Below are 26,621 nucleotides of genomic sequence, written 5' to 3'. Positions count from 1 at the left end.
GCATGGAGACGGCCCGCCCCGCAAGGTGCGGGCCGTCGTTTTTTCCGGCGACTGCTGCGCCTCTCCGCGCAGGACGGATAACGGCAGCCGCGTTGTCCCTGTCCCGCCGCGCCGCTCAGGCGTCCCGCTCCAGCCGGCAAGCGTGCCCCGACTGTCGTGCCTCCAGCCTCAGCCATTCGAAGAATGCCTTCACCGGCGGATGACGTTCCCGTCCGGGCACGCATAGCGCGCTGTAGCCGGCGCCGTCGACACTGATATCCGCTCTGTAGGGTTGCAGCAGGCCGCTGGCGACGCTTTCCGAAACCAGGATCGAACTGGCCAGCACCAGTCCCTGGCCGGCGATGGCCGCCTGCAGGGCATAGTGCTCCTCGTCGTACTGGCGGATCACCGGCTGGCCCTCCATCCAGTCTTCGCCGGCCTGCGCGCACCAGGCCTCCCAGCCGTGGGCGTAGAGCCTGGAGTTGTGCCAGCGCACGCTGATCAGGGTCGGCTGCCGTTCTGCGGCCAGGGCGACCTGGGCCGGCGAGCCGTAGACCGCGAAGCATTCGTCGAACAGGCAGAGACCGTAGAAGTTCGGATGGTCGTCGAGGCTGTAGCGGATCACCAGGTCGATGCTGGCGTCCTGGTGCAGGTCGAGGACTTCGCAGTTGGTGTCCAGGCGCAGGTTGATCTGCGGGTGCGCGGCGTAGAAGCGGCCGAGACGCGGCACCAGCCAGAGGGCGGCGAAGGCCGGGGTGGTGGAGACCGTCAGGTTGCCTACGCTGCGCTGCGGACGCAGCGTGTCGACGCTCTGCGAAATTTCCAGCAGGGCCCCGTGCAGGCTGCGGAACAGCCGTTCGCCGCAGTCGGTCAGGCGCACTTTCCGTGGCAGGCGCTGGAACAGCGGAACGCCGAGCCAGGCTTCCAGCGAACGGATCTGGTGGGAAACCGCGGTTGGCGTTACCGCAAGCTCCTCGGCGGCGGCCTTGAAGCTCGACTGGCGGGCCGCCGATTCGAAGGTGCGCAACGCGGTCAGCGGCAGGGAAGCGAACATTGGAATCTCCATGGGTGAACTGAATTCACCATGAACAACTATTGCTCATTTGTCGGGAACCCCCGCTGCCAATAATTTCTGGCTCCAGGAGAAGGGCCTTGAGGCCATTCGAGTCTAGCCGAATCCAAGGAGATACAGATGAGTAGAATTCTTGCGGTGCATGCCAGTCCGCGAGGCGAGCGCTCGCAGTCCCGGCGTCTCGCCGAGGTTTTCCTGGCGGCCTATCGCGAAGCCCATCCGCAGGCCCGCGTGGCTCGCCGCGAAGTCGGCCGGGTACCGCTTCCGGCGGTCACCGAGGCCTTCGTCGCCGCCGCCTTCCATCCCCAGCCGGAACAGCGTTCGCTGGCGATGCAGGCCGACCTGGCGCTGAGCGACCAACTGGTCGGCGAACTGTTCGACAGCGACCTACTGGTGATCTCCACGCCGATGTACAACTTCAGCGTGCCCAGCGGCCTGAAGGCCTGGATCGACCAGATCGTGCGCCTCGGGGTGACCTTCGATTTCGTCCTCGACAATGGCGTCGCCCAGTACCGGCCGCTGCTGCGTGGCAAGCGTGCGCTGATCGTCACCAGTCGCGGTGGCCATGGCTTCGGCCCGGGCGGCGAGAACCAGGCGATGAACCACGCCGATCCCTGGTTGCGCACCGCGCTGGGTTTCATCGGCATCGACGAGGTCACGGTGGTCGCGGCGGAAGGCGAGGAATCCGGCGGCAGGTCCTTCGAGGACTCCTGCGCCGAGGCGGAACAGCGTCTGCTGGCGCTGGCGCGGTCGGCCTGAGGAGCCGCCATGGCCTGGTTCCATCTGCTGGTGGCGGCGGCCTTCGAGGTCGCCTTCGCCATGGGCATGAAGTTCTCCAACGGCTTCGGCAGACTCTGGCCGTCGCTGCTGACGGTGGTCGCGGCGATCGGCGGGATCTATTTCCTGACCCTGGCGCTGCGCGAATTGCCGGTCAGCGTCGCCTATCCGATCTGGACCGCGATCGGCTCGCTGGGCACGGTGTTCCTCGGCGTCCTGCTGCTTGGCGAGAGCCTGACGGCGGTGAAGCTGGTTTCTGTCGGGTTGATCGTCGCCGGGGTAGCCGGGCTCAAGTAAGCGATGCGGCATTTGGCCTACAATCGGCCGCGTTTCCGTTCCTTCGAGAGCAGCCATGCTGACCACCCTGGCGGTGTCCAACTACCGCACCCTGCGCGACCTGGTGATGCCGCTGCGGCGCCTGAACCTGATCACCGGCGCCAACGGCGCCGGCAAGTCCAACGTCTACCGGGCCTTGCGCCTGCTGGCGGACAGCGCGCGCGGCGAAGTGATCCCGTCGCTGGCGCGCGAGGGCGGCCTGCCATCGACCCTGTGGGCGGGACCGGAGGACATCAGCCGGGCCATGCGCAGTGGCGCCCAGCCGATCGAAGGCAGCGTGCGCCGGCAGTCGGTGAACCTGCGCCTGGGCTTCGCCGGGGAGGATTTCGGTTATTGCATCGACCTCGGCCTGCCGGAGCCAAGCCAGAGCAAGTTCGGTCTCGACCCGGTGATCAAGCGCGAATGCATCTGGGCCGGCCCGTTCCTGCGCCCGGCCAATGTCCTCGTCGACCGTCGCGGGCCGTTGTTGCGCGCACGCGGCGGCGGCGGTCGCTGGGAAGTGGCGGCGCAGCACCTCGCCACCTTCGACAGCATGCTGGGCGCGGCGGTGGACCCGCGACAGGTGCCGGAACTGCTCGGCCTGCGCGAGCGGATCCGCTCCTGGCGCTTCTACGACCATTTCCGCAGCGACGCCGAGGCACCGGCGCGGCGGCCGCAGATCGGCACCCATACGCCGGTGCTGGGCGCCGACGGCGCCGACCTGGCCGCGGCCCTGCAGACCATCCGCGAGATCGGTGATGCGGCGGCGCTGGACGAGGCGGTGGACGATGCCTTTCCCGGCAGCCGCCTGCACATCGACAACCCGGGAGGGCGCTTCGAAGTGCTGATCGAGCAGCCCGGCCTGCTGCGGCCGCTGCGCACCGCGGAGCTGTCGGACGGCACCCTGCGCTACCTGCTGTGGATCGCCGCCCTGTTGTCGCCGCGGCCGCCGGCGCTGCTGGTGCTCAACGAACCGGAAACCAGCCTGCATCCCGACCTGCTGCCGGCCCTCGGGCGCCTGGTCGGCCAGGCCGCGCAGCACTCCCAGGTGCTGGTGGTGTCGCACGCCGCGCGGCTTGTCGCGACGCTCGAAGAGCACCCGGAATGCCATTCGCTGGGGCTGGAGAAGGACTTCGGCGAGACCCGCATCCAGGGGCTGCGCGAGCTGGACCGGCCGGCCTGGTACTGGCCGGTGCGCTGAACCGCTACAGGCGGCCGATCTGTTGCGGCGACAACGGTACCTGGCAGCGGGTGGCGGTGCGTGGGTCGAGGTAGTCCCTGAGGAGCGGTGCCATGCCCTTGAGTACCTGCACTGGCAGGGCCGAGGTGAACTTGAACTGGCTCGACTCGCTGCCGTCGACGTAGGCGGTGAGGGTACCGAAGTGCCGCGGGCCGATGTAGAAGACGAAAGTGGCGGTGCGGTTCAGTGCCTTCGAACTGCGCACGTGGCCGCCGGCGCTGAAGGTCTGCAGGCGGTTGTCGCCGGTGCCGGTCTTGCCGCCCATCACCAGTGGCGCGCCGTCCGGACGGCTGAAGGTGCCTTGCAGGCGCCGCGCGGTGCCGGCGTCGACCACCTGGGACAGCGCGTTGCGCAGGGTCGTGGCGACCTCCGAGGTCATCACCCGCTGGCCGAGGGTGGCTTCCGGGGCGAAGCGCGTCTCGTAGGGCGTACCCAGGGCGAAGTCGAGGTGCTCCAGGCGCAGGGTCGGCATGCGCACGCCATCGTTGACGATGATCCCCATCAGTTCGGCCAGCGCCGCCGGGCGGTCGCCGGAGCTGCCCAGGGCGGTGGCGTAGGAGGGCACCAGGTGATCGAAGGGATAGCCGAGTTTCTTCCATTGCTGGTGCAGGTCGAGGAAGGCCTCCACCTCCAGCAGGATGCGGATGCGCTTGTCGCGGGCGTTCTTGTGCCGCGACTTGAACAGCCAGCCGTAGACCTCCTTGCGCTCGGCGCCGCTGGCCGCCACCGCCTCGCCGAAGGTCGCCTGCGGCTGCTTCTGCAGATAGCCGAGCAGCCATAGCTCCAGCGGGTGCACGCGGGCGACGTAGCCCTGGTCGTTGAGGTTGAACTTGCCCGGGCCGTAGCGCTCGTACAGCTCGGCGGCGCGCTTGTCAGTCAGGCTGCCGCGGGGCAGGCGTTCGCGGAGGAAGGCGCTGAAGCTCGCCAGGTCGGCCTGTGGCTGCAGGTAGCGGTGGATCGCGGCCAGCCGCACCGGCCAGGGACGCAGGCCGTCGAGGAAGGTCTCCAGGCGCTGGTTGGCGTCCTTGTCGCGGTACTTGACCCAGAAGCGGCGCAGGTAGACCTGGCTTTCCTTGTCGACGAAACGGTCGAGGTAGTCGGCGCGGCGCGGGTCCTTGTCGTCGGCCAGCAACTGCACCTTGCTCCCGGCGTTCTGGTAGATATCGTGGCGGATCAGGTCGCGCAGCAGGCGCACGAAGGGCAGGTTGATCGATTCGCGCAGGGCTTCCAGCAGCATCGGCCGGCGGCCGTTGTCTTCCTTGCGGAAGTTGTTGAAGGTGTGCAGCCCGCCGCCGGTGAAGAAGCTCTCGTAGGGGCTGGCCGAATAGCGCCGTTCCATGGCCGCCTGGAGCATCGCGGAAAGATCGCGGTCGCGGCTGGCGACCAGGTAGTCGATGCCCCAGCGGAGGATGAAATCGAGCGGCTCCACTTCCACCTTACGCAGCTCGGCGACGCTCATGCCGCCATAGTCGCGGTGGATCTGCGCGACGGTCTCCAGGTAGCTGGCCAGCACCCGTAGCTTGGCGGTGGAGCCCAACTCCAGCTTGCTGCCTTCGTTGATGTCGAAGGGCTGGTCGGTGTTGTCGGTCTGCACCCGCACCTGGTTGCCGCTCGGCGTACGTTCGAACAGGGTGAAGCTGTAGCGTACCGAGCGGGTCGAGGTCGGGGTCAGCAGGCGTTCGCCGATCAGCCCGAGCTGGGCGGCGTAGTCCGGGTCGGCGAGTTTCTGCAAGTAGGCGGTGACGCTTTCCTGCAACTCGTGCTGGAGGGTGGTATTGGCCCGCAGGTCGAGACGGTCGAGGTCGTACAGTGGCACGCCGAGCATCCCGGCCAGGCGGGTGCGAGCCAGGGTCACGCCCTTGTTGGTCGGCAGCGGTTGCACCGTCGGCTGGCTGCGTGGGTCGCGGAACGCCAGCTTCTGCGCCAGCGCCGCATCGCGTAACGGCGCCTCGATGACGCCGGCCTGGGTCAGGACCCGCAGGTGGCTGTCGGTCATCCGGTCCAGCTCGTCGCGGCCGCGCGGCGCCAGATAGAAGGAAGGCCGGCGGTGGGCGATCATCAGCGCCAGCACCTGGCGCAGGGCCAGGCCCTGGGCGGCCAGTCCGGCCTTGCCGTCGAGTGCCTCGCCGACCTGCCGGTAGTCGGCGCCGTACCAGACCCACAGGCCATCGGCCAGGCCGGTGACCTCGCCGTAGCCCGGCGCCGCCGACAGCGGCACCGAGTTGAGGTAGGTGAGCACGATGTCCTGGCGCGCGGCGAAGTTGGCCGGGCCTTCGCGATAGCTGCGTACGCTGGCCGAGAGCATCTGCCGCAGCTTGTCGCCGATGCTGCCGGTGCGCCCTTCGGCAGAGTGGCGGTATTTCTCGATCTGGGTCGCCAGGGTGCTGCCGCCGGAGGAGTGCGCGCTGAAGCCGAGCATCTTGCCGACCTGCGACAGCGCCGCTTGGGTGAAGCGACCCCAGTCCACCGCCGGGTTGAGGTAGGGGCGTTCGTGATCGAGCAGGTCGCGGTTCTCGATGAACAGCAGGCTCTGCACCACCAGCGGTGGCAGGCTGGCGAAGTTCGCGTAGCGCCGTTGCGGATAGCGGAAGTCGTAGATCGGCACGCCGCGGCAATCGGCGATGTCCAGCCCGGCCTGGGCCTTTTCCGCGTAGGGCGGGAACAGCCGGTGTTCGGCGTAGCGCATCAGTGCCGGGGAGAAGTGCGCCTGGCGGGTGATGGCGTAGTCGCGGTCGTACAGGCGCTGCATGAACGAAGGCAGCAACTGGTAGCCGAGGCGGCGGTCGAAGGGGCCGTCCGCCGGGAACAGGATGGCCTCGCTGGGACCCTGGCGCACCTCGTAGTCCAGGGTCGCGGCATAGCGTGCCAGCTCGCGTGCCTGCAGCCGCGAGGTGTGCGCTTCGTGAAGTACCACGATGCCCACCGCGGCGAGGATCGGCAAGGCGAAGCCGATCAGCATCAGGCGTTGGCGGAGACGGCTTTTTCGAGGAGAAGCGGAGGCAGGGAGACTGCAGGGTTGCAGCTCGGAAGGGTCGTTCGTGGATCGTTCTGATGCACCCATGCTCGCACCGCCTGTAGCTGCGCAATTCATCCGCACCTGGGGGGAAGTCTAGTTGTCCCGCTGCAACCCTGCTGTCATTCGTGCAAGGAAAATCTCCCCGGCGGCAATCGGACGACCGAGGATTGGAGCGGCGTGGCGCAGGGGTTAGAGTGTCTGTCTGAGTTCCTTGTGTTTCGGGTCCGGAATGTCGATGCGCACACTTTTCTCCCTTCTCGTCGGTGTCGTCCTGGCGGGTTTCTCCGGCCTCGCGGCGCAGGCCGCGCCGGCGCCCTTCTACAAATGGCAGAGCAAGCTCGACGGTCAGGTCGCCTGCATGCAGACCTCGCCGGGAGACGGCTGGGTCAGGCTCGACGGCCCCTACCGCGATCTCCGCTGCCGCGAACCCCTGCGCTGACCCCATGCAGCGCAGCCGGCTGCTCGAGCGCAGCTGGCGCCTGCAAGGCCAGCGCGAAACCGTCCACTCCCGGCTCGGCCGGCCGCTGTCCCTGCTGCCGCGCGCGCGGCCCAGGGAGTGAATCCATTCAGCGTTGGCGGTCCTTACGCCTTTGGTCCAGTTGCCCCATCGCGGGGCATGACGGCCTTGAAATCTTGTGTAAAACTCCGGCCCGACCTCAGTTGTAGTCGACTCCCGCAATGCCCACGTTCGCTCCACGAGAGCGGACAGCCTCTTCCGGTGTGCAGTCCTGGAACCTATGACGCCCCGTCGTCGCCCGCTGTGCGGTATCGCGCAGGGGCCGCGCCGTTGGCGAAATCCGCTTCCCTACCCCGACCGCACGAGCGAGTCCGCAACTGATCTATCTCAATAACAAAATGAGGTTGTTCCCATGTCGTCTGTCGGCGAACAGAAGGTTCAAGACGGCTCCCTGAAGCGCGAGCTCGGTGAGCGACACATCCGCCTGATGGCGCTCGGCGCCTGTATCGGCGTCGGCCTGTTCCTGGGCTCGGCGAAGGCCATCCAGATGGCCGGCCCGGCCATCATGATCTCCTACATCCTCGGCGGCCTGGCGATCCTGGTGATCATGCGCGCCCTCGGCGAGATGGCGGTACACAATCCGGTGGCCGGTTCCTTCAGCCAGTACGCCAAGGACTACCTGGGCCCGCTGGCGGGCTTCATCACCGGCTGGAACTACTGGTTCCTCTGGCTGGTGACCTGTGTCGCCGAAATCACCGCCGTCGCCGTCTACATGGGTATCTGGTTCCCCGACGTGCCGCGCTGGATCTGGGCCCTGGCGGCCCTGGCGAGCATGGGCACGATCAACCTCATCGCGGTGCGTGCCTTCGGCGAGTTCGAGTTCTGGTTCGCCCTGATCAAGATCGTCACCATCCTGGCGATGGTGGTGGTCGGCATCGGCATGATCGCCTTCGGCTTCGGCAACGACGGCATCGCCACCGGCATCTCCAACCTCTGGGCCCACGGCGGCTTCATGCCCAATGGCATCCAGGGCGTGCTGATGTCGCTGCAGATGGTGATGTTCGCCTACCTCGGGGTGGAAATGATCGGCCTCACCGCCGGCGAAGCGCGTAACCCGACCAAGACCATTCCCAGCGCGATCAACTCGGTGTTCTGGCGCATCCTGCTGTTCTATGTCGGCTCGCTGTTCGTGATCATGTCGCTCTATCCGTGGAACGAGATCGGCACCCAGGGTAGCCCCTTCGTGATGACCTTCGAGCGCATGGGCATCAAGACCGCCGCCGGGATCATCAACTTCGTGGTGATCACCGCCGCACTGTCGTCCTGCAATGGCGGCATCTTCAGTACCGGGCGCATGCTCTACAGCCTGGCCCAGCATCGCCAGGCCCCGGCCTTCTTCGGCAAGGCCTCGCGCAGCGGCGTACCGCGCCGGGCGCTGATCCTGTCGATCCTGGCGCTGCTGCTGGGCGTGTTGCTGAACTACCTGGTGCCGGAGAAGGTATTCGTCTGGGTGACTTCCATCGCCACCTTCGGCGCGATCTGGACCTGGGCGATGATCCTGCTGGCCCAGTTGCGCTTCCGCAAGACGCTCAGCCCGGCCGAGTGCGACAAGCTGCAATACCGCATGTGGCTGTACCCGGTCAGTTCCTACCTGGCGCTGGCGTTCCTGGTGATGGTGGTGGTGCTGATGGCCTTCTTCGAGGACACCCGCATCGCCCTCTACATCGGCCCGCCGTTCATCCTGCTGCTGACCGTCCTGTACTACGCCTTCAACCTGGCGCCGAAGGAGCCTGCCGGCACCGGCTCGGTAAGCCGCGCGGCGTCCTGAGCGGTGTAGCGCCGGAAAAGAAAAGGGGCCTCGGACGAGGCCCTTTTTTCGTTGCGCCGATATCCGGTCCGGTGCATCCGGCGGATAACGCCGTTGGCGTTATTCGCCCTACCCAGGCTGGGGCATCAGCCCGCCAGCATGCTCAGCATCACCGCCGCCAGCAGGCCGACGTACACCCGTGCATGCAGCGCATCGGGAATCCGCCCGATCAGCGGGGTCGCCAGGCGGATGCCGAGCCAGCCGCCGCCGGCCAGGGTGGCGAAGGCCAGCAGGTCGATGTAGCCGACGAAGCCTCGGCCCAGGCCTTGCTCCTGGTAGCCGGCCAGGACCAGGTAGGTAAGGGTGCCGCCAAGAGCCACCGGCAGGCTCAGCGGGTTGGCCATGGAGGTCGCCTGGGTCATGCTCAGCCCGCAGCGGCGCAGCAGTGGTACGGTCATCACGCTGCCTCCGACGCCGAGGAAGGTGGCGATCGCACCGATCAGCGTTCCGCCCAGGCGCGTCTCGCCGACGCCCAGCGGCCGCGCCTGGCGCTCCTCGGCGCGGCTGAGGAAGCCGCGACGCAACAGGCAGTCGAGGATGGTGATGGCGAGGTAGGCGACGAAGGCCAGGCGAATGAAGTCGCCGCTGGCCAGGCCGACCAGCGCCGCGCCAAGCACCGCGCCGACACCGATGTACGCGCCCAGCGGCCAGACATAGGCGCGCAGCAGGCTGCCGGCGCGCCGGTGGCGATAGGTGGCGAGGGCGGCGTTGACGATCATCACGCAGGTCGAGGTGGCCACCGCGACCTGCATGGCCGCCTGGGCCAGCGGGTCGTCGGCGGCGCGACCGAGTTGCAGCAGGTGATAGAGCAGCGGCACCACCACGAAGCCGCCGCCAAAGCCGAACAACACGGCGCTGACCCCGGTGAGGCAGCCGCAGAGAAAGAGCAGGAGATAGAACATGGCGGGTTTCCGGAGCGAGAGCGGAAGGCCAGCTTAGGCGTCCCGGGGCTGGCCCGCTTCGCGAGGTTGGCCAATACTATTCGCATTTCGGCCAGGTGCTTCGACCATGCGCAACGCTTCCATCGAGCAGTACGACGCCACGCCCCGGGCCGTGGTGGCCATGGGTACCGACTATCCCGACGGCTACCTGCTGCCGCGCCATCGGCATCGTCGCGCGCAATTGCTGTACGGTGCCAGCGGGGTGATGCAGGTACGTACCGGCGACGCCGGCTGGGTGGTGCCGCCACAGCGCGCAGTGTGGATTCCGCCGGGCGTCGAGCACGAGGTGCGAATGCTCGGGGTGAGCACCCGCAGCCTGTACATCGAGCCCGGCAGCGCCATGGCGATGCCGGCGCACTGCCAGGTGCTGGCGGTGTCGCCGCTGCTGCGGCAACTGTTGCTGGCGGCGGTGGACATGCCCCTGGAATACGACACCGAAGGTCGCGACGGCGCGTTGGCGACGCTGTTGCTCCATGAGCTGGCGGCGGCCGAGACGCTGCCGCTGCACGTGCCCTTGCCGCCCGAGCCGCGCTGGCTGGCGCTCTGCGAGGCGTTCCTCGTCGAGCCCGACATCCGCGCCAGCGCCGAACGCTGGGCCGGGTTGCTGCATACCAGCCTGCGCAGTTTCAACCGCACCTTCCTTCGCTACACCGGCCTCAGCTTCGGTGCCTGGAAGCAACGCGCCTGCGTGGTGCAGGCACTGGCGCGGCTGGCCGGCGGCGAAACGGTCACCGCCATCGCCCTGGACTGCGGCTACCAGAGCCCGGCAGCCTTCTCGACCATGTTCCGCCGGGTCCTCGGCCAGCCGCCCAGCGCCTTCCAGGCGGGCGCGCTCAGATCGCCAGGAGGTCCATGAAGCGGTTCACCGGCGTGGCTTCCAGCGATGCCTGGTGGCTGCACAGGTCGAAGATCCTCTGGCAGCGCTGCGGCGGGAAGCGCGTGGCCAGGTTGGCCTTGAACTTCTCCTGCAGCAGCGGGATGCCTTCGGCGCGCCGGCGGCGATGGCCGAGCGGGTACTCCACGGCGACCTGGCCGGTGCTGCTGCCGTCGTCGAAGAACACTTCCACGGCGTTGGCGATGGAGCGCTTGTCCGCCTCCAGGTATTCACGGCTGTAGCGCGGCTCCTCGACGATCTCCATTTTCTCGCGCAAGCGGTCGATCAGCGGGTGGGCGGCGTGGAAGGCGTCCTCGTAGTGCTCGGCCACCAGGTCGCCGAAGATCAGCGGCACGGCGGTCATGTACTGCAGGCAATGGTCGCGGTCTGCGGGGTTGGCCAGCGGGCCGACCTTGGAAATGATGCGGATCGCCGACTCGTGGGTGGTGATGACGATGCGGCTGATCCGTTGCAGGCGGTCCTTCACCAGCGGATGCAGGCGCACGGCGGCCTCGGCGGCGGTCTGCGCGTGGAATTCGGCGGGGAAGCTGATCTTGAACAGCACGTTTTCCATCACGTAGCTGCCGTAGCCCTGGGGGAGGCTGAAGCGCCGCTTGTCCTCGGGCTTGGTCGCCAGGTCCTTGCTGGTGTGGCTGAACAGGACATCGTAGAAACCCCACTGCGGCGCGCTGAGCACGCCGGGAATGCCCATCTCGCCGCGCAAGGCGATGTCCGCCAGGCGCACGCCGCGGCTCGTCGCGTCGCCAGCGGCCCAGGACTTGCGCGAGCCGGCGTTCGGTGCGTGACGGTAGGTGCGCAGGGCCTGGCCGTCGACGAAGGCGTGGGAGAGGGCGGCCAGCAGTTGCTCGCGGTCGGCCCCCATCAGCTTGGCGCAGACGGCGGTGGACGCGACCTTGACCAGCAGCACATGGTCGAGGCCGACGCGATTGAACGAGTTCTCCAGGGCGATCACGCCCTGGATCTCGTGGGCCATGATCATCGCTTCCAGTACCTGGCGCATGCTCAGCGGCGCTTCGCCGTTGGCCAGGCGTTTCTGCGAGAGGTGGTCGGCGACGGCGAGGATGCCGCCGAGGTTGTCCGAGGGATGGCCCCACTCGGCGGCCAGCCAGGTGTCGTTGTAGTCCAGCCAGCGGACGATGCAGCCGATGTCCCAGGCGGCCTTGACCGGGTCGAGCCGGAAGGAGGTGCCCGGCACCCGCGCGCCGTGCGGGACCAGGGTGCCCTCGACCAGCGGGCCGAGGTGCTTGGTGCATTCCGGGAAGCGCAGCGCCAGCAGGCCGCAGCCGAGGGTATCCATCAGGCAGTTGCGGGCGGTGTCCAGGGCCTCCGTGGAATCGATGCGGTAGTCCAGCACGTAGTCGGCGATGTCCTGCAGGACGGCGTCGTAGTCGGGACGTTGGTTGAGATCGACGTTGGCACTCATCGCGTACTCCAGTGGTTCGTAAGTGGTGGGTTTCCTCTCGGGTCAGGCTGGTTCGGGGATGGTTTTTCTTGTCGTGGCTGCAAGACGCCCCGGCCTTTCGCGGTGGCGGAAGGCCGGGGCAAGGATAGGTCGGTTCAGAAGGCGTCGCCGGGTACGCGCACCCAGCCTTCCATGAGGATTCGCGCGCTGCGGCTCATGATCGCCTTGGTCACCGTCCATTCGCCGTTCGCCTGGCTGGCCTCGGCGCCCACTCGCAGGGTGCCGGAGGGATGGCCGAAGCGTACCGCGCTGCGTTCGCCGCCGCCGGCGGCGAGGTTCACCAGGGTGCCGGGAATGGCTGCGGCGGTGCCGATGGCCACCGCCGCGGTACCCATCATCGCGTGGTGCAGCTTGCCCATGGACAGCGCGCGGACCAGCAGGTCGATATCGCCGGCCGCCACCAGCTTGCCGCTGGCGGTGCGGTAGTCGCGGGGCGGGGCGACGAAGGCGATCTTCGGCGTGTGCTGGCGGGTCGCGGCTTCCTCGGGGGTCTTGATCAGGCCCATGCGCAGGGCGCCGGCGACGCGGATCCGTTCGAAGCGCGCCAGTTGCTGCGGGTCTCCGTTGATCTCTTCGCGCAGCTCGGTGCCGCGGTAGCCGATCTCCTCGGCATTGACGAACACCGTGGGAATCCCGGCGTTGATCATGGTCGCCTTGAAGGTACCGACCCCCGGCACCTCCAGATCGTCCACCAGGTTGCCGGTGGGGAACATGGCGCCGCCGTCCTCGCCGTCGTCGGACGGGTCGAGGAACTCCAGCACGATCTCGGCCGCCGGGAAGGTCACTCCGTCCAGCTCGAAGTCGCCGGTTTCCTGGACTTGGCCGCCGCTCACCGGCACGTGGGCGATGATGGTCTTGCCGATATTGGCCTGCCAGATGCGCACCTCGCAGATGCCGTCTTCCGGTATCCGCGCTGGATCCACCAGCCCGGCGTGCAGGGCGAAGGCGCCGGCCCCGGTGGAGAGGTTGCCGCAGTTGCCGCTCCAGTCGACGAAGGGCTTGTCGATGGAGACCTGGCCGTAGAGGTAGTCGACGTCATGGCCCGGCTGGCTGCTCTTCGAGAGGATCACGCACTTGCTGGTGCTGGAGGTGGCGCCGCCCATCCCGTCGATGTGCGCGGCATAGGGGTCGGGGCTGCCGATCACCCGCATGAACAGCCGGTCGCGCGCCTCGCCGGGGACCCGGCAGGATTCCGGCAGGTCTTCCAGGCGGAAGAACACGCCCTTGCTGGTGCCGCCGCGCAGGTAGGTGGCGGGGATGCGGATCTGGGGTGGGTGGGCCATGCGTCGTCGTCCTCGGCAATCGAATTCAGGGGCAGCGGCTGCGTTCGACAGCCGCTGCCGGTCGTCGGCGGATGACGCTACGCGTCGTCCGTCCTACCAGGGTGTTTCGCCGGCGCCATCAGGCGCCGGCCGCCTCCAGGAAGTCCTGGGCGAAGCGTTGCAGTACGCCGCCGGCTTCGTAGATGGAGACTTCCTCGTCGCTGTCCAGGCGGCAGGTCACCGGCACTTCGAGCCGCTCCCCGTCGCGCCGGTGGATGACCAGGGTCAGGTCGGCGCGCGGCCGGCGAGCGCCGAGCACGTCGAAGGTCTCGCTGCCGTCGATCCCCAGGGTCAGGCGGGTGGTACCCGGCTTGAACTCCAGCGGCAGCACGCCCATGCCGATCAGGTTGGTGCGGTGGATGCGCTCGAAGCCCTCGGCGACGATCGCCTCCACCCCGGCCAGGCGCACGCCCTTGGCTGCCCAGTCGCGCGAAGAACCCTGCCCGTAGTCGGCGCCGGCGACGATGATCAGCGGCTGCTTGCGCTCCATGTAGGTCTCGATGGCTTCCCACATGCGCATCACCTTGCCTTCCGGCTCGACCCGCGCCAGCGAACCCTGCTTCACGCTGCCGTCGGCGTTGCGCACCATCTCGTTGAACAGCTTCGGGTTGGCGAAGGTCGCGCGTTGTGCGGTGAGGTGGTCGCCGCGGTGGGTGGCGTAGGAGTTGAAGTCCTCCTCGGGCAGGCCCATTTTCGCCAGGTATTCGCCCGCCGCGCTGTCGGCGAGGATCGCGTTGGACGGCGACAGGTGGTCGGTGGTGATGTTGTCCGGCAGCACCGCCAGCGGGCGCATGCCGCGCAGGGTGCGTTCGCCGGCGAGGGCGCCTTCCCAGTACGGCGGGCGGCGGATGTAGGTGCTCGTCGGGCGCCAGGCGTAGAGCGGGTCGACCTTCTCGCGCTCGCCGTGGGTGATGTCGAACATCGGGATGTAGACCTGGCGGAACTGCTCGGGCTTCACCGCCGCCCTGACCACTGCGTCGATCTCCTCGTCGCTCGGCCAGAGGTCCTTCAGGCGGATCTCCTTGCCGTCCACCACGCCGAGCACGTCGCGCTCGATGTCGAAGCGGATGGTCCCGGCGATGGCGTAGGCCACCACCAGCGGCGGCGAGGCGAGGAAGGCCTGCTTGGCGTAGGGGTGGATGCGCCCGTCGAAGTTGCGGTTGCCGGAGAGCACCGCGGTGGCGTACAGGTCGCGCTCGACGATCTCCTGCTGGATCGCCGGGTCGAGGGCGCCGGACATGCCGTTGCAAGACGTGCAGGCGTAGGCCACCACGCCGAAGCCGAGGGCTTCCAGGTGCGGCAGCAGGCCGGCTTCGCGCAGGTATTCGGTGACCACCTTGGAGCCGGGTGCCAGCGAGGTCTTCACCCATGGCTTGCGGACCAGGCCGAGGCGGTCGGCGTTGCGCGCCAGCAGGCCGGCGGCGATCACGTTGCGCGGGTTGCTGGTGTTGGTGCAACTGGTGATCGCGGCGATGATCACCGCGCCGTCCGGCATCAGGCCCTCGGCTTCCTCGGCGCGGGCCCGCTCGAGGTTGCCGGCGATGCCTTTCGCCGCCAGTTCGCTGGTGGCGACCCTGGCGTGCGGATTGGACGGGCCGGCCATGTTGCGCACCACGCTGGACAGGTCGAACTTCAGTACCCGCTCGTACTCGGCGTCGACCAGGCTGTCGGCCCAGAGTCCGGCGGTGCGCGCATAGGCCTCCACCAGGGCGACCTGCTCGTCGTCGCGGCCGGTGAGGCGCAGGTAGTCGATGGTCTGCTGGTCGATGGCGAACATCGCCGCGGTGGCGCCGTATTCCGGAGCCATGTTGGAGATGGTCGCGCGGTCGCCGAGGGTCAGGCTGGAGGCGCCTTCGCCGTAGAACTCCAGGTAGGCGCCGACCACCTTCTGCTTGCGCAGGAACTCGGTCAGGGCCAGCACCACGTCGGTGGCGGTGATGCCCGGCTGGCGACGGCCGCTCAGCTCGACGCCGACGATGTCCGGCAGGCGCATCCAGGAGGCGCGGCCGAGCATCACGTTTTCCGCTTCCAGGCCGCCGACGCCGATGGCGATCACGCCCAGGGCGTCGACGTGCGGGGTATGGCTGTCGGTGCCCACGCAGGTATCGGGGAAGGCCACGCCGTCGCGCGCCTGGATCACCGGCGACATTTTCTCCAGGTTGATCTGGTGCATGATGCCGTTGCCCGGCGGGATCACGTCGACGTTGCGGAAGGCCTGCTTGGTCCAGTCGATGAAGTGGAAGCGGTCCTCGTTGCGGCGGTCCTCGATGGCGCGGTTCTTGGCGAAGGCCTCGGGGTCGTAGCCGCCGCATTCCACCGCCAGCGAGTGGTCGACGATCAGTTGCACCGGCACCACCGGGTTGACCTGGGCCGGATCGCCGCCCTTGTCGGCGATGGCGTCGCGCAGGCCGGCGAGGTCGACCAGAGCGGTCTGCCCGAGGATGTCATGGCAGACCACCCGCGCCGGGTACCAGGGGAAGTCGAGGTCGCGCTTGCGCTCGACCAGTTGGCGCAGCGAAGCCTCCAGGGTCGCCGGGTCGCAGCGGCGCACCAGGTTCTCGGCGAGCACGCGGGAGGTATAGGGCAGCTTGGCGTAGGCACCGGGCTGGATCGCCTCGACCGCCTCGCGGGCGTCGAAGTAGTCCAGGCGGGTGCCGGGGAGCGGTTTGCGGTGTGCGCTGTTCATGGCTCGGACTCAATCACGGGGTGTTCGGAAGCGTGTCGCTCGCGCCGTGGCGCAGCCCACGCCGGCCTTTCGAATTCTGGGTGCGGCAACCGTCCGGCGCGCTCGCGTTCGGCGCGCCGGACGGCGTGGATCAGCGTTGCTCCAGCGGCACGAACGCGCGCTGCTCGACGCCGGTGTACTCGGCGCTCGGGCGGATGATGCGGTTGTTGGCGCGCTGTTCGAAGACGTGGGCGGTCCAGCCGCTGGTCCGCGAGCAGACGAAGATCGGCGTGAACAGCTTGGTCGGGATGCCCATGAAGTGATACGCCGAGGCGTGGTAGAAGTCGGCGTTGGGGAACAGCTTCTTCTGCTCCCACATGGTCTTGTCGATGGCCTCGGAAACCGCGAACAGGACCTTGTCGCCGACCTCGTCGGCGAGCTGCTTCGACCAACCCTTGATCACTTCGTTGCGTGGGTCGGAATCCTTGTAGATGGCATGCCCGAAGCCCATGATCTTGTCCTTGCGCTCGAGCATCTTCAGCAGCTCGGCGGTGGCTTCCTGCGGCGAAGAGAAGCGTTCGATCAGTTCCATCGCCGCCTCGTTGGCGCCGCCGTGCAGCGGGCCGCGCAGCGAGCCGATGGCGCCGGTGACGCAGGAGTAGAGGTCGGACAGGGTCGAGGCGCAAACCCGCGCGGTGAAGGTGGATGCGTTGAACTCATGCTCGGCGTAGAGGATCAGCGAGACGTTCATCACCTTCACGTGCAGCTCGCTGGGCTTCTTGCCGTGGAGCAGGGCGAGGAAGTGCCCGCCGATGGTCGGCTCGTCGCTGTTGCAGTCGATGCGCTGGCCTTCGTGGGTGAAGCGGTACCAGTAGGTCATGATCGCCGGGAAGGCGGCGAGCAGGCGGTCGGCGACGTCGCGCTGCTGGTCGAAGCTCAGCTCCGGTTCCAGGGTGCCGAGGACCGAGGCGCCAGTGCGCATCACGTCCATCGGGTGGGCGTCCTTGGGAATCCGTTCGAGAACTTCCTTCAGCGCCTGCGGCAGGTCGCGCTGGCCCTGGAGCTTCTTCAGGTAGGCGTCGAGCTGTTGCTTGTTCGGCAGTTCGCCGTAGAGCAGCAGGTAGGCGACTTCCTCGAAGATCGCCGCCGCCGCCAGGTCGCGGACGTCGTAGCCACGGTAGGTCAGGCCGGCGCCTTCCTGGCCGACGGTGGACAGGGCTGTCTGACCGGCCACCTGGCCACGCAGGCCGGCGCCACTCAGTACTTTTGCTTCAGCCATTGCTCTCTCCTTTCTTGAACTTTTTCTGGATGCTGCAACTCGGTTTCACGGGGTTCGCGGACCGGCGCTCAGGCGCACGCCGGGCTCGATGTTCAGGCGTTCTTCTTCTGCGCGAAGAGCGCGTCGAGCTTCTGCTCGAAGCTGTGGTAATCGATGCGATCGTACAGCTCCATGCGGGTCTGCATGGTATCGATCACATTCTTCTGGGTGCCGTCGCGACGGATCGCGGTGTAGACGTTCTCCGCCGCCTTGTTCATGGCGCGGAAGGCCGACAGCGGGTAGAGCACCAGGGACACGTCGGCGGAGGCCAGTTCGTCGGTGGTGAACAGCGGGGTGGCGCCGAACTCGGTGATGTTGGCCAGCACCGGCACCTTCACCGCGGCGGCGAATTCCTTGTACATGGCCAGTTCGGTCATGGCTTCCGGGAAGATCATGTCGGCACCGGCCTCGACACAGGCGCAGGCGCGGTCGATGGCGGCCTGCAGGCCTTCCACGGCCAGCGCGTCGGTGCGCGCCATGATCACGAAGGAGTCGTCGCTGCGGGCATCGACGGCGGCCTTGATGCGGTCGACCATCTCCTGCTGCGAGACGATCTCCTTGTTCGGCCTATGGCCGCAGCGCTTGGCGCCGACCTGGTCCTCGATATGCATCGCGGCGGCGCCGAACTTGATCATCGACTTCACCGTGCGGGCGACGTTGAACGCCGAGGAGCCGAAGCCGGTGTCGACGTCCACCAGCAGCGGCAGGTCGCAGACGTCGGTGATCCGGCGCACGTCGGTGAGCACGTCGTCGAGGCCGCTGATACCCAGGTCCGGCAGGCCCAGGGAACCGGCGGCGACGCCGCCGCCGGACAGGTAGATGGCCTTGAAGCCGGCGCGCTTGGCCAGCAGGGCGTGGTTGGCGTTGATGGTGCCGACCACCTGCAGCGGGTGTTCGGTGGCCACGGCTTCGCGGAAGCGCTGGCCGGGGGTAAGGGACGTCTGGCTCATCACGGACCTCTTAGACGGTGGAGGAAGCGGAGGCGAGCTTCGCCGGCTGGGGTTCCAGCTGGCGCTCGATATTGCGGCGCGACGCACTGATGTGGCGGCGCATCAGCAGCTCGGCCAGTTCGCCGTCACGGTCGGCGATGGCGTCGAGAATGCGGTGGTGTTCGGCGAAGGCCTGGCGCGGCCGGTTCGGCGTGGTCGAGTACTGGATGCGGTACATCCGCACCAGTTGGTAGAGCTCGCCGCAGAGCATGCGGGTGAGAGTGGCGTTGCCGCTGCCCTGGATGATCCGGTAGTGGAAGTCGTAGTCGCCTTCCTGCTGGTAATAGCCGCGCCCGGCCTGGAACGCCTCGTCGCGCTCGTGGGTGTCGAGCACCCGGCGCAACTCGTCGATCTCGGCCTGGCTCATGCGCTCGGCGGCCAGTCGGCAGGCCATGCCTTCCAGGGACTCGCGGATCTCGTAGAGCTCGATCAGCTCGGCGTGGCTCAGCGACACCACCCGCGCCCCGACATGCGGCACCCGCACCAGCAGGCGCAGGCCTTCCAGGCGGTGGATCGCCTCGCGCAGCGGGCCGCGGCTGATGCCGTAGGTGCGCGCCAGCTCCGGCTCGGAGATCTTGCTGCCCGGCGCGATCTCGCCGCTGACGATGGCGCTCTGGATCTTGCGGAAGACGTGTTCCGACAAGGTCTCTCCGTCGTCATGGGCAATCTCGAGAGGGGGCGGGTTCTGGGTCATGGTACTGGCTGTTCGGGTCGATGTGTCGACAATGTTTGCGAAAGCTACCGCCTGGATTGCGTGGGGTCAATCATTCGTCGCTTGATTGTCGACAATCGTCTAATGCATCGCTGGTCTATGCTTTCCCCTCCAGCCGCTGTGCCAGGAGAGAGTTTCGTGGGCATCTATGACCGTTACGTGTTGCCGCGCCTGATCGACTTCGCCTGCGGCATGGGCGACGTGATGAAGCAGCGTTCGCTGCTGGTGCCGCGCGCCCATGGGCGGGTGCTGGAGATCGGTCTGGGCACCGGGCTCAACCTGGGCTTCTACGACGCGGCGAAGGTGTCGGCGATCGTCGGCGTCGACCCGGCCGCGCAAATGCAGGCGCTGGCCCGCGAGCGCGCGGCGCAAATCGGCATCCCGGTGGAAATGGTCGCCCTCGAGCTTGGCGAGATCCGCGCCGAGGCGGAAAGCTTCGACACCATCGTCTGCACTTTCACCCTTTGCTCCATCGCCGCGCCGCTGCCGGCGCTGGGCGAGATGCGTCGGGTGCTGAAGCGTGGCGGCGAATTGCTGTTCTGCGAGCATGGGCGCGCGCCGGACGCCTCGGTGCTGGCCTGGCAACGGCGCCTGACGCCCTGGTGGAAACCGCTGGCCGGCGGTTGCCACCTGGACCGCGACATGCCGGCCTTGCTGCGCGAGGCCGGCTTTCGCATCGACGAGCTGGAACAGGGCTACCTGCCCGGGCCGCGGCCGATGACCTACGTCTACCGCGGCGTCGCGCGCTGAATCCGGGCGGCCCTCAGAGCGCCTTGGGCAAGGGCGCGAACAGCGCGTCGATATCGGCCTCGTCGAGCTTCCAGCCGTCGCCGTTGCCTTCGCTGAACAAGCCGTCGGCGAGGGCGGCCTTTTCCTGCTGCAGGTGCTGGATCTTCTCTTCCACCGTGCCGCGGGCGATCAGCCGGTAGACGAACACCGGCTTGTCCTGGCCGATGCGGTAGGCGCGGTCGCTGGCCTGGTTCTCCACCGCCGGGTTCCACCAGGGATCGTAGTGGATCACGGTGTCCGCCGCGGTCAGGTTGAGGCCGACCCCGCCTGCCTTCAAGCTGATCAGGAACACCGGCACCTTGCCGCTCTGGAAGCGCTGTACCGGGGCGCGGCGGTCGCGGGTCTCGCCGGTCAGCAGGACGTAGTCGACGCCGCGCTGGCGCAGGGCGTCCTCGATCAGCGCGAGCATCGAGGTGAACTGCGAGAACAGCAGGACCCGGCGACCCTCGGCGATCAGTTCGTCGAGCATGTCGAGCAGGTAGGCCAGCTTGCCCGAGCTGAGCGCCCGGCCGCTGCGCGCGCCGTCTTCCTGGCGTTGCAGCAGGCGCGTGTCGCAGCAGACCTGGCGCAGCTTGAGCAGCGCCTCGAGGATCACGATGCGGCTGCGCGCCAGGCCGCGCCGGGCGATCTCCTCGCGGACCTTGCGGTCCAGCGCCAGGCGCACGGTCTCGTAGAGTTCGCGTTGCGCCTCGCTGAGTTCGACGAACTGGGTGAACTCGCTCTTCGGCGGCAGTTCCGAGGCCACCTGTTCCTTGGTCCGTCGCAGCAGGAACGGCCGCAGGCGCGCGGCCAGGTGGCTGAGGCGTGCCTCGTCGCCGTGCTTCTCGATCGGCGTGCGGTAGTCCTGGGCGAACTGGCGGGCGTCGCCGAGCCAGCCGGGCATCAGGAAATGGAACAGCGACCAGAGTTCGCCGAGGTGGTTCTCCAGCGGCGTGCCGGTCAGGCACAGGCGATGCCGTGCCGCCAGCTCGCGGGCGGCGACGGCGGCCTTGGTGGTGGCGTTCTTGATGTTCTGCGCCTCGTCGAGGATCAGCAGGTGGAACCGCCGCTTGCCCAGCTCGGCGGCGTCGCGTGGCAGCAGGGCATAGGTGGTCAGCACCAGGTCGTGCTCGTCGATGCGGGCGAAGTCGCGGCGCCGGCCGGCGCCGTGCAGGGCCAGCACGCGCAGATCGGGGGCGAAGCGCTCGGCCTCGTCCAGCCAGTTGGGGATCAGGCTGGTGGGCATCACCACCAGCGCCGGCGTGTCGAGCCGCCCGGCCTGCTTTTCCAGGAGCACGTGGGCCAGCGACTGCAAGGTCTTGCCCAGCCCCATGTCGTCGGCCAGCACGCCGCCGCTGTCGAGTTCGCGCAGGGTCTGCATCCAGCTCAGGCCTTCGAGCTGGTAGGGCCGCAGTTCGGCGCGCAGGCCTTGCGGCGGGGTCGCCGGACGAGCCTGGAAACTGCGTAGGCGGCGGGCGAAGTCGCGCAGGTTGTCGCCGCCTTCCCAGGCCAGCGGCAACTCGTCGAGATCGGCCAGGCGCGCCGCGTCCGGTGCGCCCAGGCGCAGCTTGCGCTGCGGTTCGGGGTCGCCCAGGTAGAAGTCGGAAAGCGCCGCCAGCACCGGCTTCAGGCGGCCGAAGGGCAGCGCCACGCGCAGCGGCGGGTTGAGTTCCAGGCGCAGCACCAGTTGCTCTTCGTCGGCGTGCCGGGCGAGGGCGCGCGGATCGAGCAGGGCCGGGCTGCGGCGGATCAGTTCGGTCAGCGCCGGCAGCAGGCTGACCCGCTGGCCGGCGACCTGGATGCCCAGTTCCAGCTCGAACCACTGGCGGTCGTCGGCTTCCTCGACCTCGGCGTACCAGGCGTCGATGGGCGTCAGGTCGTAGGCGAAGTCGGCGCGGATGTCGATGAACCAGCCTTGCTGGCGCAGGCGCGGCAGGTCGTCCTGCATGAAGTGCAGCCAGGCGTTGTCGCCGGGCAGTTCGAACATCTCGCCGGCGCTCTCCTCGAGCGCGTCGCTGCGCCGGGTCGCCGGCTTGAAGCCGAGGCGGCGCAGGGTCTCGCGGTATTCCTGCTCGTGCGCCGGACGCCGTTCGATACGCCGCTGGGCCTCCCGTGGCTCGCTGCCGGGACGCCCGGAAACCGCCTCGCCGGCATAGATGAAGGCCAGCGCCGCACGGTGCCGGGAAATGCTCTGCATGCGTCCGCTGCGCAGGTCGTAGCCGCTGTGCACGTGGCTGCCGAGGGTCAGCCGCGCATACGGCCGGGCCGGGTCGATGGCCAGGCTGAGCTGGGTGTCTGGGGCGGAGGGTGAAGTCATCCGGTATGTCCTTCGGCGAGACCAGCCGAAACCGCAAACAGCCGATATTACCAAGCTCGGCGCGCTTGCGCAGAGCGGAGATGGACGTATGGCGCGGCGGACGAATGCGACGGGATACGACCCGCACTCGTCGGACCCCGGCAATCCCTGGCGCGACGCGACCTGGCGGTCGTCCGGAGCAAGTACAAATGCGAACGTAATTGAGATACAGTCGCAAACCTTCCGAATCGACGACCGCCTCGCCACCCGCGAGCGCGGCGTCGCCGTGCCAGCCAGACGAGGTAGCGACGATGCAAGGCCCTGTTTCCACCCGGGACGCCACCCCATGACCAGCCAGGCCCTGGCCGGCGGACTGTCCGTCACCGGCCGCATCCTCGTCGCGGTCCTGCTTGGCTACGCGCTGGCCTATGCGGTCACCGCCTGCCTGAGCATCTACCTGCCGCTGCCGCGTCCCGACCGGGTCTCGTTCGGCAGCCTCGGCTGCTTCGCCGTGTGGGTCGCGGCCATCGTCTACGCCTTCGCCGCGCGCAGCGCCTGGCGCGCCTGCTGGGTGCTGGCGCTGGCCAGCCTGGCGCTGGGCGGCCTGGCCTGGCTCGGCCTCGACTACGGAGCGCGTCCATGAACCTGCGTCAATCGATGTCCGGCCTGCATACCTGGTCGGGGCTGCTGGTCAGCTGGCTGCTGTTCGTCATCGTCTTCGCCGGCAGCCTGGCCAGCTTCGACAAGGAGCTGACCCGCTGGATGCAGCCGGACCTGCACCTGCCCGGCGCGCAGTCGCTGGGCGCCGACCAGGTGCGCGACTGGTTGCGCCAGCGCGCCCCCGATGCCCATGCCTGGTGGATGCTGCCGCCGAGCGAGCGGGCGCCCTACTGGAACGCCGGCTGGGAGCCGCGCGACGGCAGCGAGTTCAAGGTCTTTCAGCTGGACGCGGTGAGCGGCCAGCCGCTGCCGAAGACAGTCGGCGGCGAGTTCTTCTTCACCCTGCACTACGACCTGCACGCCGGCATGGTCGGCCTGTACATCGTCGGCATCGCCGGGATGCTGATGCTGGTGGCGCTGGTCAGCGGGACCATCGTGCACCGGCGGATCTTCAAGGACTTCTTCACCCTGCGCCCGCAGGCGGCGCGGCAGCGCGCCTGGCTCGACGCGCACAACGTGCTGGGGGTGATCGGCCTGCCGTTCCACCTGATGATCGCCTACACCGGCCTGGTGATCTTCATCGTCTACTACATGCAGGCGGGCCTGCAGGTGGTCTACCAGAACGATGGCGAGCGCTTCTTCCATGAAGTGCAGGGCTCCTACGAACGCGAGGAAGTCGGCCGCCCGGCGGGGCCGCCGGCGTCCATCGACGGCCTGATCGTCGAGGCCGGCAAGGTCTGGGGCGACGGCGGCGCGCCGGGCTGGATCAGCGTCCACCATCCCTATGACGAGGCGGCCACCGTGGACATCCGCCGGCGCGACGCCTCGCGCATCCTCGACGACCAGCGCACGGTCAACTTCGATGCCTCCAGCGGCGAACTGCTGCATGCCCAGCCGTCCTATGCGCCCGGCTACGCCACCTACGGCTGGCTGACCGGCCTGCACATGATCCAGTGGGGCGGCCAGTTGGTGCGCTGGATGTACCTGTTGCTCGGGCTGTCCGGGGCGATGATGATCTTCGGCGGGTTGCAGGTCTGGCTGGCCAAGCGCGAGGTCCGCGGCAGTCGTGGCGTTGGTCTGGTGCGGGCGCTGAACCTGGCGGTCTGCGGCGGCCTGCCGCTGGCCAGCCTGGCGCTGCTGTGGGGCAACCGCCTGCTGCCGACGCAACTGGCCGGCCGCGACACCTGGGAGATCCGCGTGTTTTGCGCCAGTTGGGCGCTGGTCGCGCTGTGGGCCATCGTCCGCCGCAACAGCGGGACCCTCGGTCGCACGCAACTGCGCCTCGCCGCCGTGCTGGCGCTGGGCCTGCCGCTGCTCGGCCTGCTGCGTAGCCCGGAAGGCAACCTGTTGGCCAGCCTGCAGCGCGGCGACTGGGTGCTGGCCGGCGTCGACCTCAGCCTGCTGGGCCTCGGCCTGCTCTGCGCCTGGCTAGGTTGGCGACGTCGGCAAGCGTCGAGCAAGCCCGTCCGGCGACGCCTGAACGTCCAGGAGGTGGCCTGATGCTGCTGGTCTTCGGCCTCAACCTGCTGGCTTTCACCGCTCTCTGCCTGGCCATGAACCGCCACCACAAGAACCTCCTCGGCCACGAGCCGTCGGCTCCCCGGGTGCTTCTGCTACGCGGCGTGGCGCTGCTCGACCTGGGCCTGGCACTGGCCTTCTCGATCCACCGGCAGGGCGTGGAGATCGGCATCGTCTTCTGGTCCTGCCTGCTGATGCTGGCGGCCGGCACGCTGGTCCTGCTGCTCGCCTGGCGGCCACGCTGGGCATTGCCTTGCGCCGCCGGAGTGCCGTTGCTCGGCGGGGTGCTGGCGCTGCTGCGCTGAAGGGCGCGCCGCCCATCCGTGCCTCGGGGGCGGTCCGGTCCAGCGTCTATGCTGGTGGTCGTGCTTTCCCCCGGAGGTATGCGCCATGCACACGCCCGCCAGCAACACCGTCGCCAGCGTCATTCCCTGCCTGCGTTACCGCGATGCGCCGGCCGCCATCGACTGGCTGTGCCGGACCTTTGGCTTCCAGCGCAAGCTGGTGGTGCCCGGCGAGGACGGACAGGTGCTCCACGCCGAGTTGACCTACGCCAGCCCGAACGGCGCCAACGGCATGCTGATGCTCGGCTCGAGCGTCCGCGACAACGCCTACGGTCGGCTGATGCGGCACGTCGACGAAGCCGGCGGCAATACCCAGAGCCTCTACCTGGTGGTCGCCGATCCCGACGCCCTGTTCCGCAGCGCCCAGGCCGCCGGCGCCGAGATCGTCATCGACATCAAGGACGAGGACTACGGCGGTCGCGGCTTCACTTGCCGCGATCCGGAGGGCCACGTCTGGAGCTTCGGCAGCTATGATCCCTGGGCATGAGGCCCCGTCCATTCACCACAGGAGACGCTGCATGAAAACGCTCACGCTGATCGATGGCCAGGAGGTCGCCGCCATCGGCCAGGGTACCTGGCATATCGGCGAGCAGCCCGGCGAACGCAAGCGCGAGGTCGCGGCGCTGCGCGAAGGCATCGAGCTGGGGATGACGCTGATCGATACCGCCGAGATGTACGCCGAGGGCGGCGCCGAAGACGTGGTCGGCGCGGCTATCGCGGGACGCCGCGAAGAGGTCTTCCTAGTCAGCAAGGTCTACCCGCACAACGCCAGCCGCAAGGGTCTGCCGGCGGCCTGCGAGCGCAGCCTGCGCCGGCTCGGTTGCGAAACCATCGACCTCTACCTGCTGCACTGGCAGGGCCGGTATCCGCTGGAGGAAACCATCGAAGCCTTCGAGCGGTTGCGCGACCAGGGCAAGATCCTGCGCTGGGGCGTGTCCAACTTCGACCTGGGCGACATGTACGAACTGGACGGCAGCGCCTGTGCCGCCAACCAGGTGATGTACAACCTGGAGGAACGCGGTATCGAATACGACCTGCTGCCCTGGTGCCAGGAGCGCGGCATGCCGGTGATGGCCTACTGTCCGGTGGGGCAGGGCGGCAGGCTGCTACGGCACCCGGCGCTCGGCGAGATCGCCGCGCGCCACGACGCCAGCAGCGCCCAGGTCGCCCTGGCCTGGCTACTGGAGCAGGGGGTGATCGCGATCCCGAAGGCGGTGACGTCCGCTCACATCCGCCAGAATGCAGCGGCGGCCGACCTGGAACTGAGCGCCGATGACCTGCGGGCGCTCGACCAGGCGTTTCCGCCGCCTACCCGCAAGCGAAACCTGGCGATCGTCTGAGTGGAGTACGGGAGAAACGGCCTGCGCTTGTTTCCCCTGGCCGCGGGAATATGACGAAGTTGGCGAGGAAATATTTAAAAAGGAATAAGTAAATATTTATTTCCTGCGTGGGAACTTTCTTCAACTTAACCTGTACTTTTCGCTGTCCCACAAAAAAGCCCCGTCGGGGACGGGGCTTTTCCTTGCATTCGCGCTGATGCTTGCATGATTCAGGCAGCCAGTGTTTTCTTGCGAACTCGATTGATCACTTCTTCCATTTTGCCGGAGTCGTCGTACTGCTCCGGATACAGGCGCTCGCTGTGGCAGGCCACGCCATGCTGGTCAACGATGGTGAAACTGAAGTTTCCTTTACGAGTTGCCTGGATCAGGCAGTCGAACGGCGCAAATGCGGCGGTTAGGGTGCGAATTGCATCCTGAGTACGATGTTGAATAGACATATTCTTATGTTCCTTTACTTTCACGCTTATGGAGCAGCGTATATTGCAAATGTTCCCGCTCCGTGACAGTGCCAAGAAAGCTTTGTGTCGGGGGAACGTACTGGTTATGCCGGCTTTTTTCGAAAAGAGCAAGCTGGCAGTTCAGGTACTAATCAGAGGATCGATTGGCAGGAAAGTTTCCAGGCCAGGATCCTGATCAATCTGCGGGTGGTATTGCGGGACGCCGGTCTT

General features: G+C 67.8%; 23 protein-coding genes. 12 read left to right on the top strand and 11 right to left on the bottom strand.

Annotated elements, in window-relative coordinates; translation table 11 throughout:
* Positions 1 to 115: 115 nt before the first annotated feature.
* Positions 116 to 1,045, bottom strand: a complete 930-nt coding sequence (locus HMPREF2716_RS09525; RefSeq protein WP_003123025.1) for a LysR substrate-binding domain-containing protein — start codon at positions 1,043 to 1,045, stop codon at positions 116 to 118.
* A 126-nt stretch (positions 1,046 to 1,171) separates the two neighbouring features.
* On the opposite strand from HMPREF2716_RS09525, the gene azoR1 reads away from it, so the two are divergent.
* Genes azoR1 through HMPREF2716_RS09510 form a run of 3 tightly spaced genes read left to right on the top strand, consistent with a single transcriptional unit; the run spans position 1,172 to position 3,344 of the window.
* On the top strand, positions 1,172 to 1,810 hold the full coding sequence (azoR1, locus tag HMPREF2716_RS09520; protein WP_003120774.1) for an FMN-dependent NADH-azoreductase AzoR1: 639 nt from the start codon (positions 1,172 to 1,174) through the stop codon (positions 1,808 to 1,810).
* 9 nt (positions 1,811 to 1,819) lie between these two features.
* Positions 1,820 to 2,125 carry a DMT family transporter gene (locus HMPREF2716_RS09515; RefSeq protein WP_003103070.1) on the top strand — a complete coding sequence of 102 codons (306 nt, stop codon included), beginning with the start codon at positions 1,820 to 1,822 and terminating at the stop codon, positions 2,123 to 2,125.
* Between the two features lie 55 nt (positions 2,126 to 2,180).
* Complete coding sequence (locus HMPREF2716_RS09510; protein ID WP_003109755.1) at positions 2,181 to 3,344, top strand: AAA family ATPase; 1,164 nt, start codon at positions 2,181 to 2,183, stop codon at positions 3,342 to 3,344.
* 4 nt (positions 3,345 to 3,348) lie between these two features.
* Here HMPREF2716_RS09510 and HMPREF2716_RS09505 read toward each other — a convergent pair whose 3' ends face one another.
* A complete protein-coding gene (locus HMPREF2716_RS09505; RefSeq protein ID WP_003123023.1) occupies positions 3,349 to 6,474 on the bottom strand; it encodes a transglycosylase domain-containing protein in 3,126 nt (1,041 codons plus the stop codon).
* Positions 6,475 to 6,628: 154 nt separating this feature from the next.
* Between HMPREF2716_RS09505 and HMPREF2716_RS09500 the strand changes: the two genes are divergently transcribed.
* Positions 6,629 to 6,838, top strand: coding sequence for a hypothetical protein (locus tag HMPREF2716_RS09500; RefSeq protein WP_003147247.1), 210 nt, complete (start codon positions 6,629 to 6,631; stop codon positions 6,836 to 6,838).
* A 430-nt stretch (positions 6,839 to 7,268) separates the two neighbouring features.
* A complete protein-coding gene (locus HMPREF2716_RS09495; RefSeq protein WP_003103066.1) occupies positions 7,269 to 8,684 on the top strand; it encodes an amino acid permease in 1,416 nt (471 codons plus the stop codon).
* A gap of 125 nt (positions 8,685 to 8,809) precedes the next feature.
* On the opposite strand, the gene HMPREF2716_RS09490 is transcribed toward HMPREF2716_RS09495, so the two are convergent.
* Complete coding sequence (locus HMPREF2716_RS09490; RefSeq protein ID WP_003085615.1) at positions 8,810 to 9,625, bottom strand: sulfite exporter TauE/SafE family protein; 816 nt, start codon at positions 9,623 to 9,625, stop codon at positions 8,810 to 8,812.
* Positions 9,626 to 9,731: 106 nt separating this feature from the next.
* Here HMPREF2716_RS09490 and HMPREF2716_RS09485 point away from each other — a divergent pair, with 106 nt between their 5' ends.
* The gene (locus tag HMPREF2716_RS09485) at positions 9,732 to 10,520 is read left to right on the top strand and encodes an AraC family transcriptional regulator (RefSeq protein WP_023120832.1); all 789 of its coding nucleotides are present in this window, start codon (positions 9,732 to 9,734) and stop codon (positions 10,518 to 10,520) included.
* Here HMPREF2716_RS09485 and prpD read toward each other — a convergent pair.
* From prpD to HMPREF2716_RS09455, 6 genes are all read right to left on the bottom strand, one after another.
* Positions 10,498 to 11,982, bottom strand: a complete 1,485-nt coding sequence (prpD, locus tag HMPREF2716_RS09480; RefSeq protein WP_023120831.1) for a 2-methylcitrate dehydratase — start codon at positions 11,980 to 11,982, stop codon at positions 10,498 to 10,500. The two genes, HMPREF2716_RS09485 and prpD, sit on opposite strands and share 23 nt — an antisense overlap.
* 134 nt (positions 11,983 to 12,116) lie before the next feature.
* Positions 12,117 to 13,304 carry a 2-methylaconitate cis-trans isomerase PrpF gene (prpF, locus tag HMPREF2716_RS09475; protein WP_003103056.1) on the bottom strand — a complete coding sequence of 396 codons (1,188 nt, stop codon included), beginning with the start codon at positions 13,302 to 13,304 and terminating at the stop codon, positions 12,117 to 12,119.
* Positions 13,305 to 13,422: 118 nt separating this feature from the next.
* On the bottom strand, positions 13,423 to 16,029 hold the full coding sequence (acnD, locus tag HMPREF2716_RS09470) for a Fe/S-dependent 2-methylisocitrate dehydratase AcnD (protein WP_003085627.1): 2,607 nt from the start codon (positions 16,027 to 16,029) through the stop codon (positions 13,423 to 13,425).
* 130 nt (positions 16,030 to 16,159) lie between these two features.
* The gene (gene prpC, locus HMPREF2716_RS09465) at positions 16,160 to 17,287 is read right to left on the bottom strand and encodes a bifunctional 2-methylcitrate synthase/citrate synthase (RefSeq protein WP_003103050.1); all 1,128 of its coding nucleotides are present in this window, start codon (positions 17,285 to 17,287) and stop codon (positions 16,160 to 16,162) included.
* A 92-nt stretch (positions 17,288 to 17,379) separates the two neighbouring features.
* Entirely contained in the window at positions 17,380 to 18,276 is an 897-nt protein-coding gene (gene prpB, locus HMPREF2716_RS09460; protein ID WP_003103044.1) for a methylisocitrate lyase, read from the bottom strand.
* Between the two features lie 10 nt (positions 18,277 to 18,286).
* On the bottom strand, positions 18,287 to 19,009 hold the full coding sequence (locus tag HMPREF2716_RS09455) for a GntR family transcriptional regulator (RefSeq protein ID WP_003085635.1): 723 nt from the start codon (positions 19,007 to 19,009) through the stop codon (positions 18,287 to 18,289).
* A 117-nt stretch (positions 19,010 to 19,126) separates the two neighbouring features.
* Between HMPREF2716_RS09455 and HMPREF2716_RS09450 the strand changes: the two genes are divergently transcribed.
* Positions 19,127 to 19,777, top strand: coding sequence for a class I SAM-dependent methyltransferase (locus HMPREF2716_RS09450; protein WP_003118644.1), 651 nt, complete (start codon positions 19,127 to 19,129; stop codon positions 19,775 to 19,777).
* A gap of 13 nt (positions 19,778 to 19,790) precedes the next feature.
* Here the strand turns inward: HMPREF2716_RS09450 and HMPREF2716_RS09445 are convergent, their stop codons facing one another.
* Positions 19,791 to 21,782, bottom strand: a complete 1,992-nt coding sequence (locus HMPREF2716_RS09445) for a DEAD/DEAH box helicase (protein WP_003118645.1) — start codon at positions 21,780 to 21,782, stop codon at positions 19,791 to 19,793.
* 655 nt (positions 21,783 to 22,437) lie between these two features.
* On the opposite strand from HMPREF2716_RS09445, the gene HMPREF2716_RS29675 reads away from it, so the two are divergent.
* The 5 genes from HMPREF2716_RS29675 (at position 22,438) to HMPREF2716_RS09420 (ending at position 25,953) form a co-directional block, all read left to right on the top strand.
* Complete coding sequence (locus HMPREF2716_RS29675; protein WP_003085639.1) at positions 22,438 to 22,734, top strand: DUF3649 domain-containing protein; 297 nt, start codon at positions 22,438 to 22,440, stop codon at positions 22,732 to 22,734.
* On the top strand, positions 22,731 to 24,251 hold the full coding sequence (locus tag HMPREF2716_RS09435; protein WP_003103038.1) for a PepSY-associated TM helix domain-containing protein: 1,521 nt from the start codon (positions 22,731 to 22,733) through the stop codon (positions 24,249 to 24,251). Before HMPREF2716_RS29675 ends, HMPREF2716_RS09435 begins: the two co-directional genes overlap by 4 nt.
* Complete coding sequence (locus tag HMPREF2716_RS09430) at positions 24,251 to 24,574, top strand: DUF3325 domain-containing protein (protein WP_003114195.1); 324 nt, start codon at positions 24,251 to 24,253, stop codon at positions 24,572 to 24,574. Before HMPREF2716_RS09435 ends, HMPREF2716_RS09430 begins: the two co-directional genes overlap by 1 nt.
* An 85-nt stretch (positions 24,575 to 24,659) precedes the next feature.
* Positions 24,660 to 25,100: a VOC family protein gene (locus HMPREF2716_RS09425; protein ID WP_003085641.1), complete on the top strand. Its 441-nt coding sequence runs from the start codon at positions 24,660 to 24,662 to the stop codon at positions 25,098 to 25,100.
* A gap of 31 nt (positions 25,101 to 25,131) precedes the next feature.
* Positions 25,132 to 25,953 carry an aldo/keto reductase gene (locus HMPREF2716_RS09420; protein WP_003109743.1) on the top strand — a complete coding sequence of 274 codons (822 nt, stop codon included), beginning with the start codon at positions 25,132 to 25,134 and terminating at the stop codon, positions 25,951 to 25,953.
* Positions 25,954 to 26,162: 209 nt separating this feature from the next.
* On the opposite strand, the gene HMPREF2716_RS09415 is transcribed toward HMPREF2716_RS09420, so the two are convergent.
* Entirely contained in the window at positions 26,163 to 26,390 is a 228-nt protein-coding gene (locus HMPREF2716_RS09415; protein WP_003085644.1) for a hypothetical protein, read from the bottom strand.
* Between the last annotated feature and the right edge of the window lie 231 nt (positions 26,391 to 26,621).

The sequence above is a fragment of the Pseudomonas sp. HMSC076A11 genome, assembly GCF_001810205.1.
In the GTDB taxonomy this organism is placed as follows: domain Bacteria; phylum Pseudomonadota; class Gammaproteobacteria; order Pseudomonadales; family Pseudomonadaceae; genus Pseudomonas; species Pseudomonas aeruginosa.
Note: the sequence above shows the minus strand (reverse complement) of the source record. Positions and strands in the feature narration are given on the sequence as shown.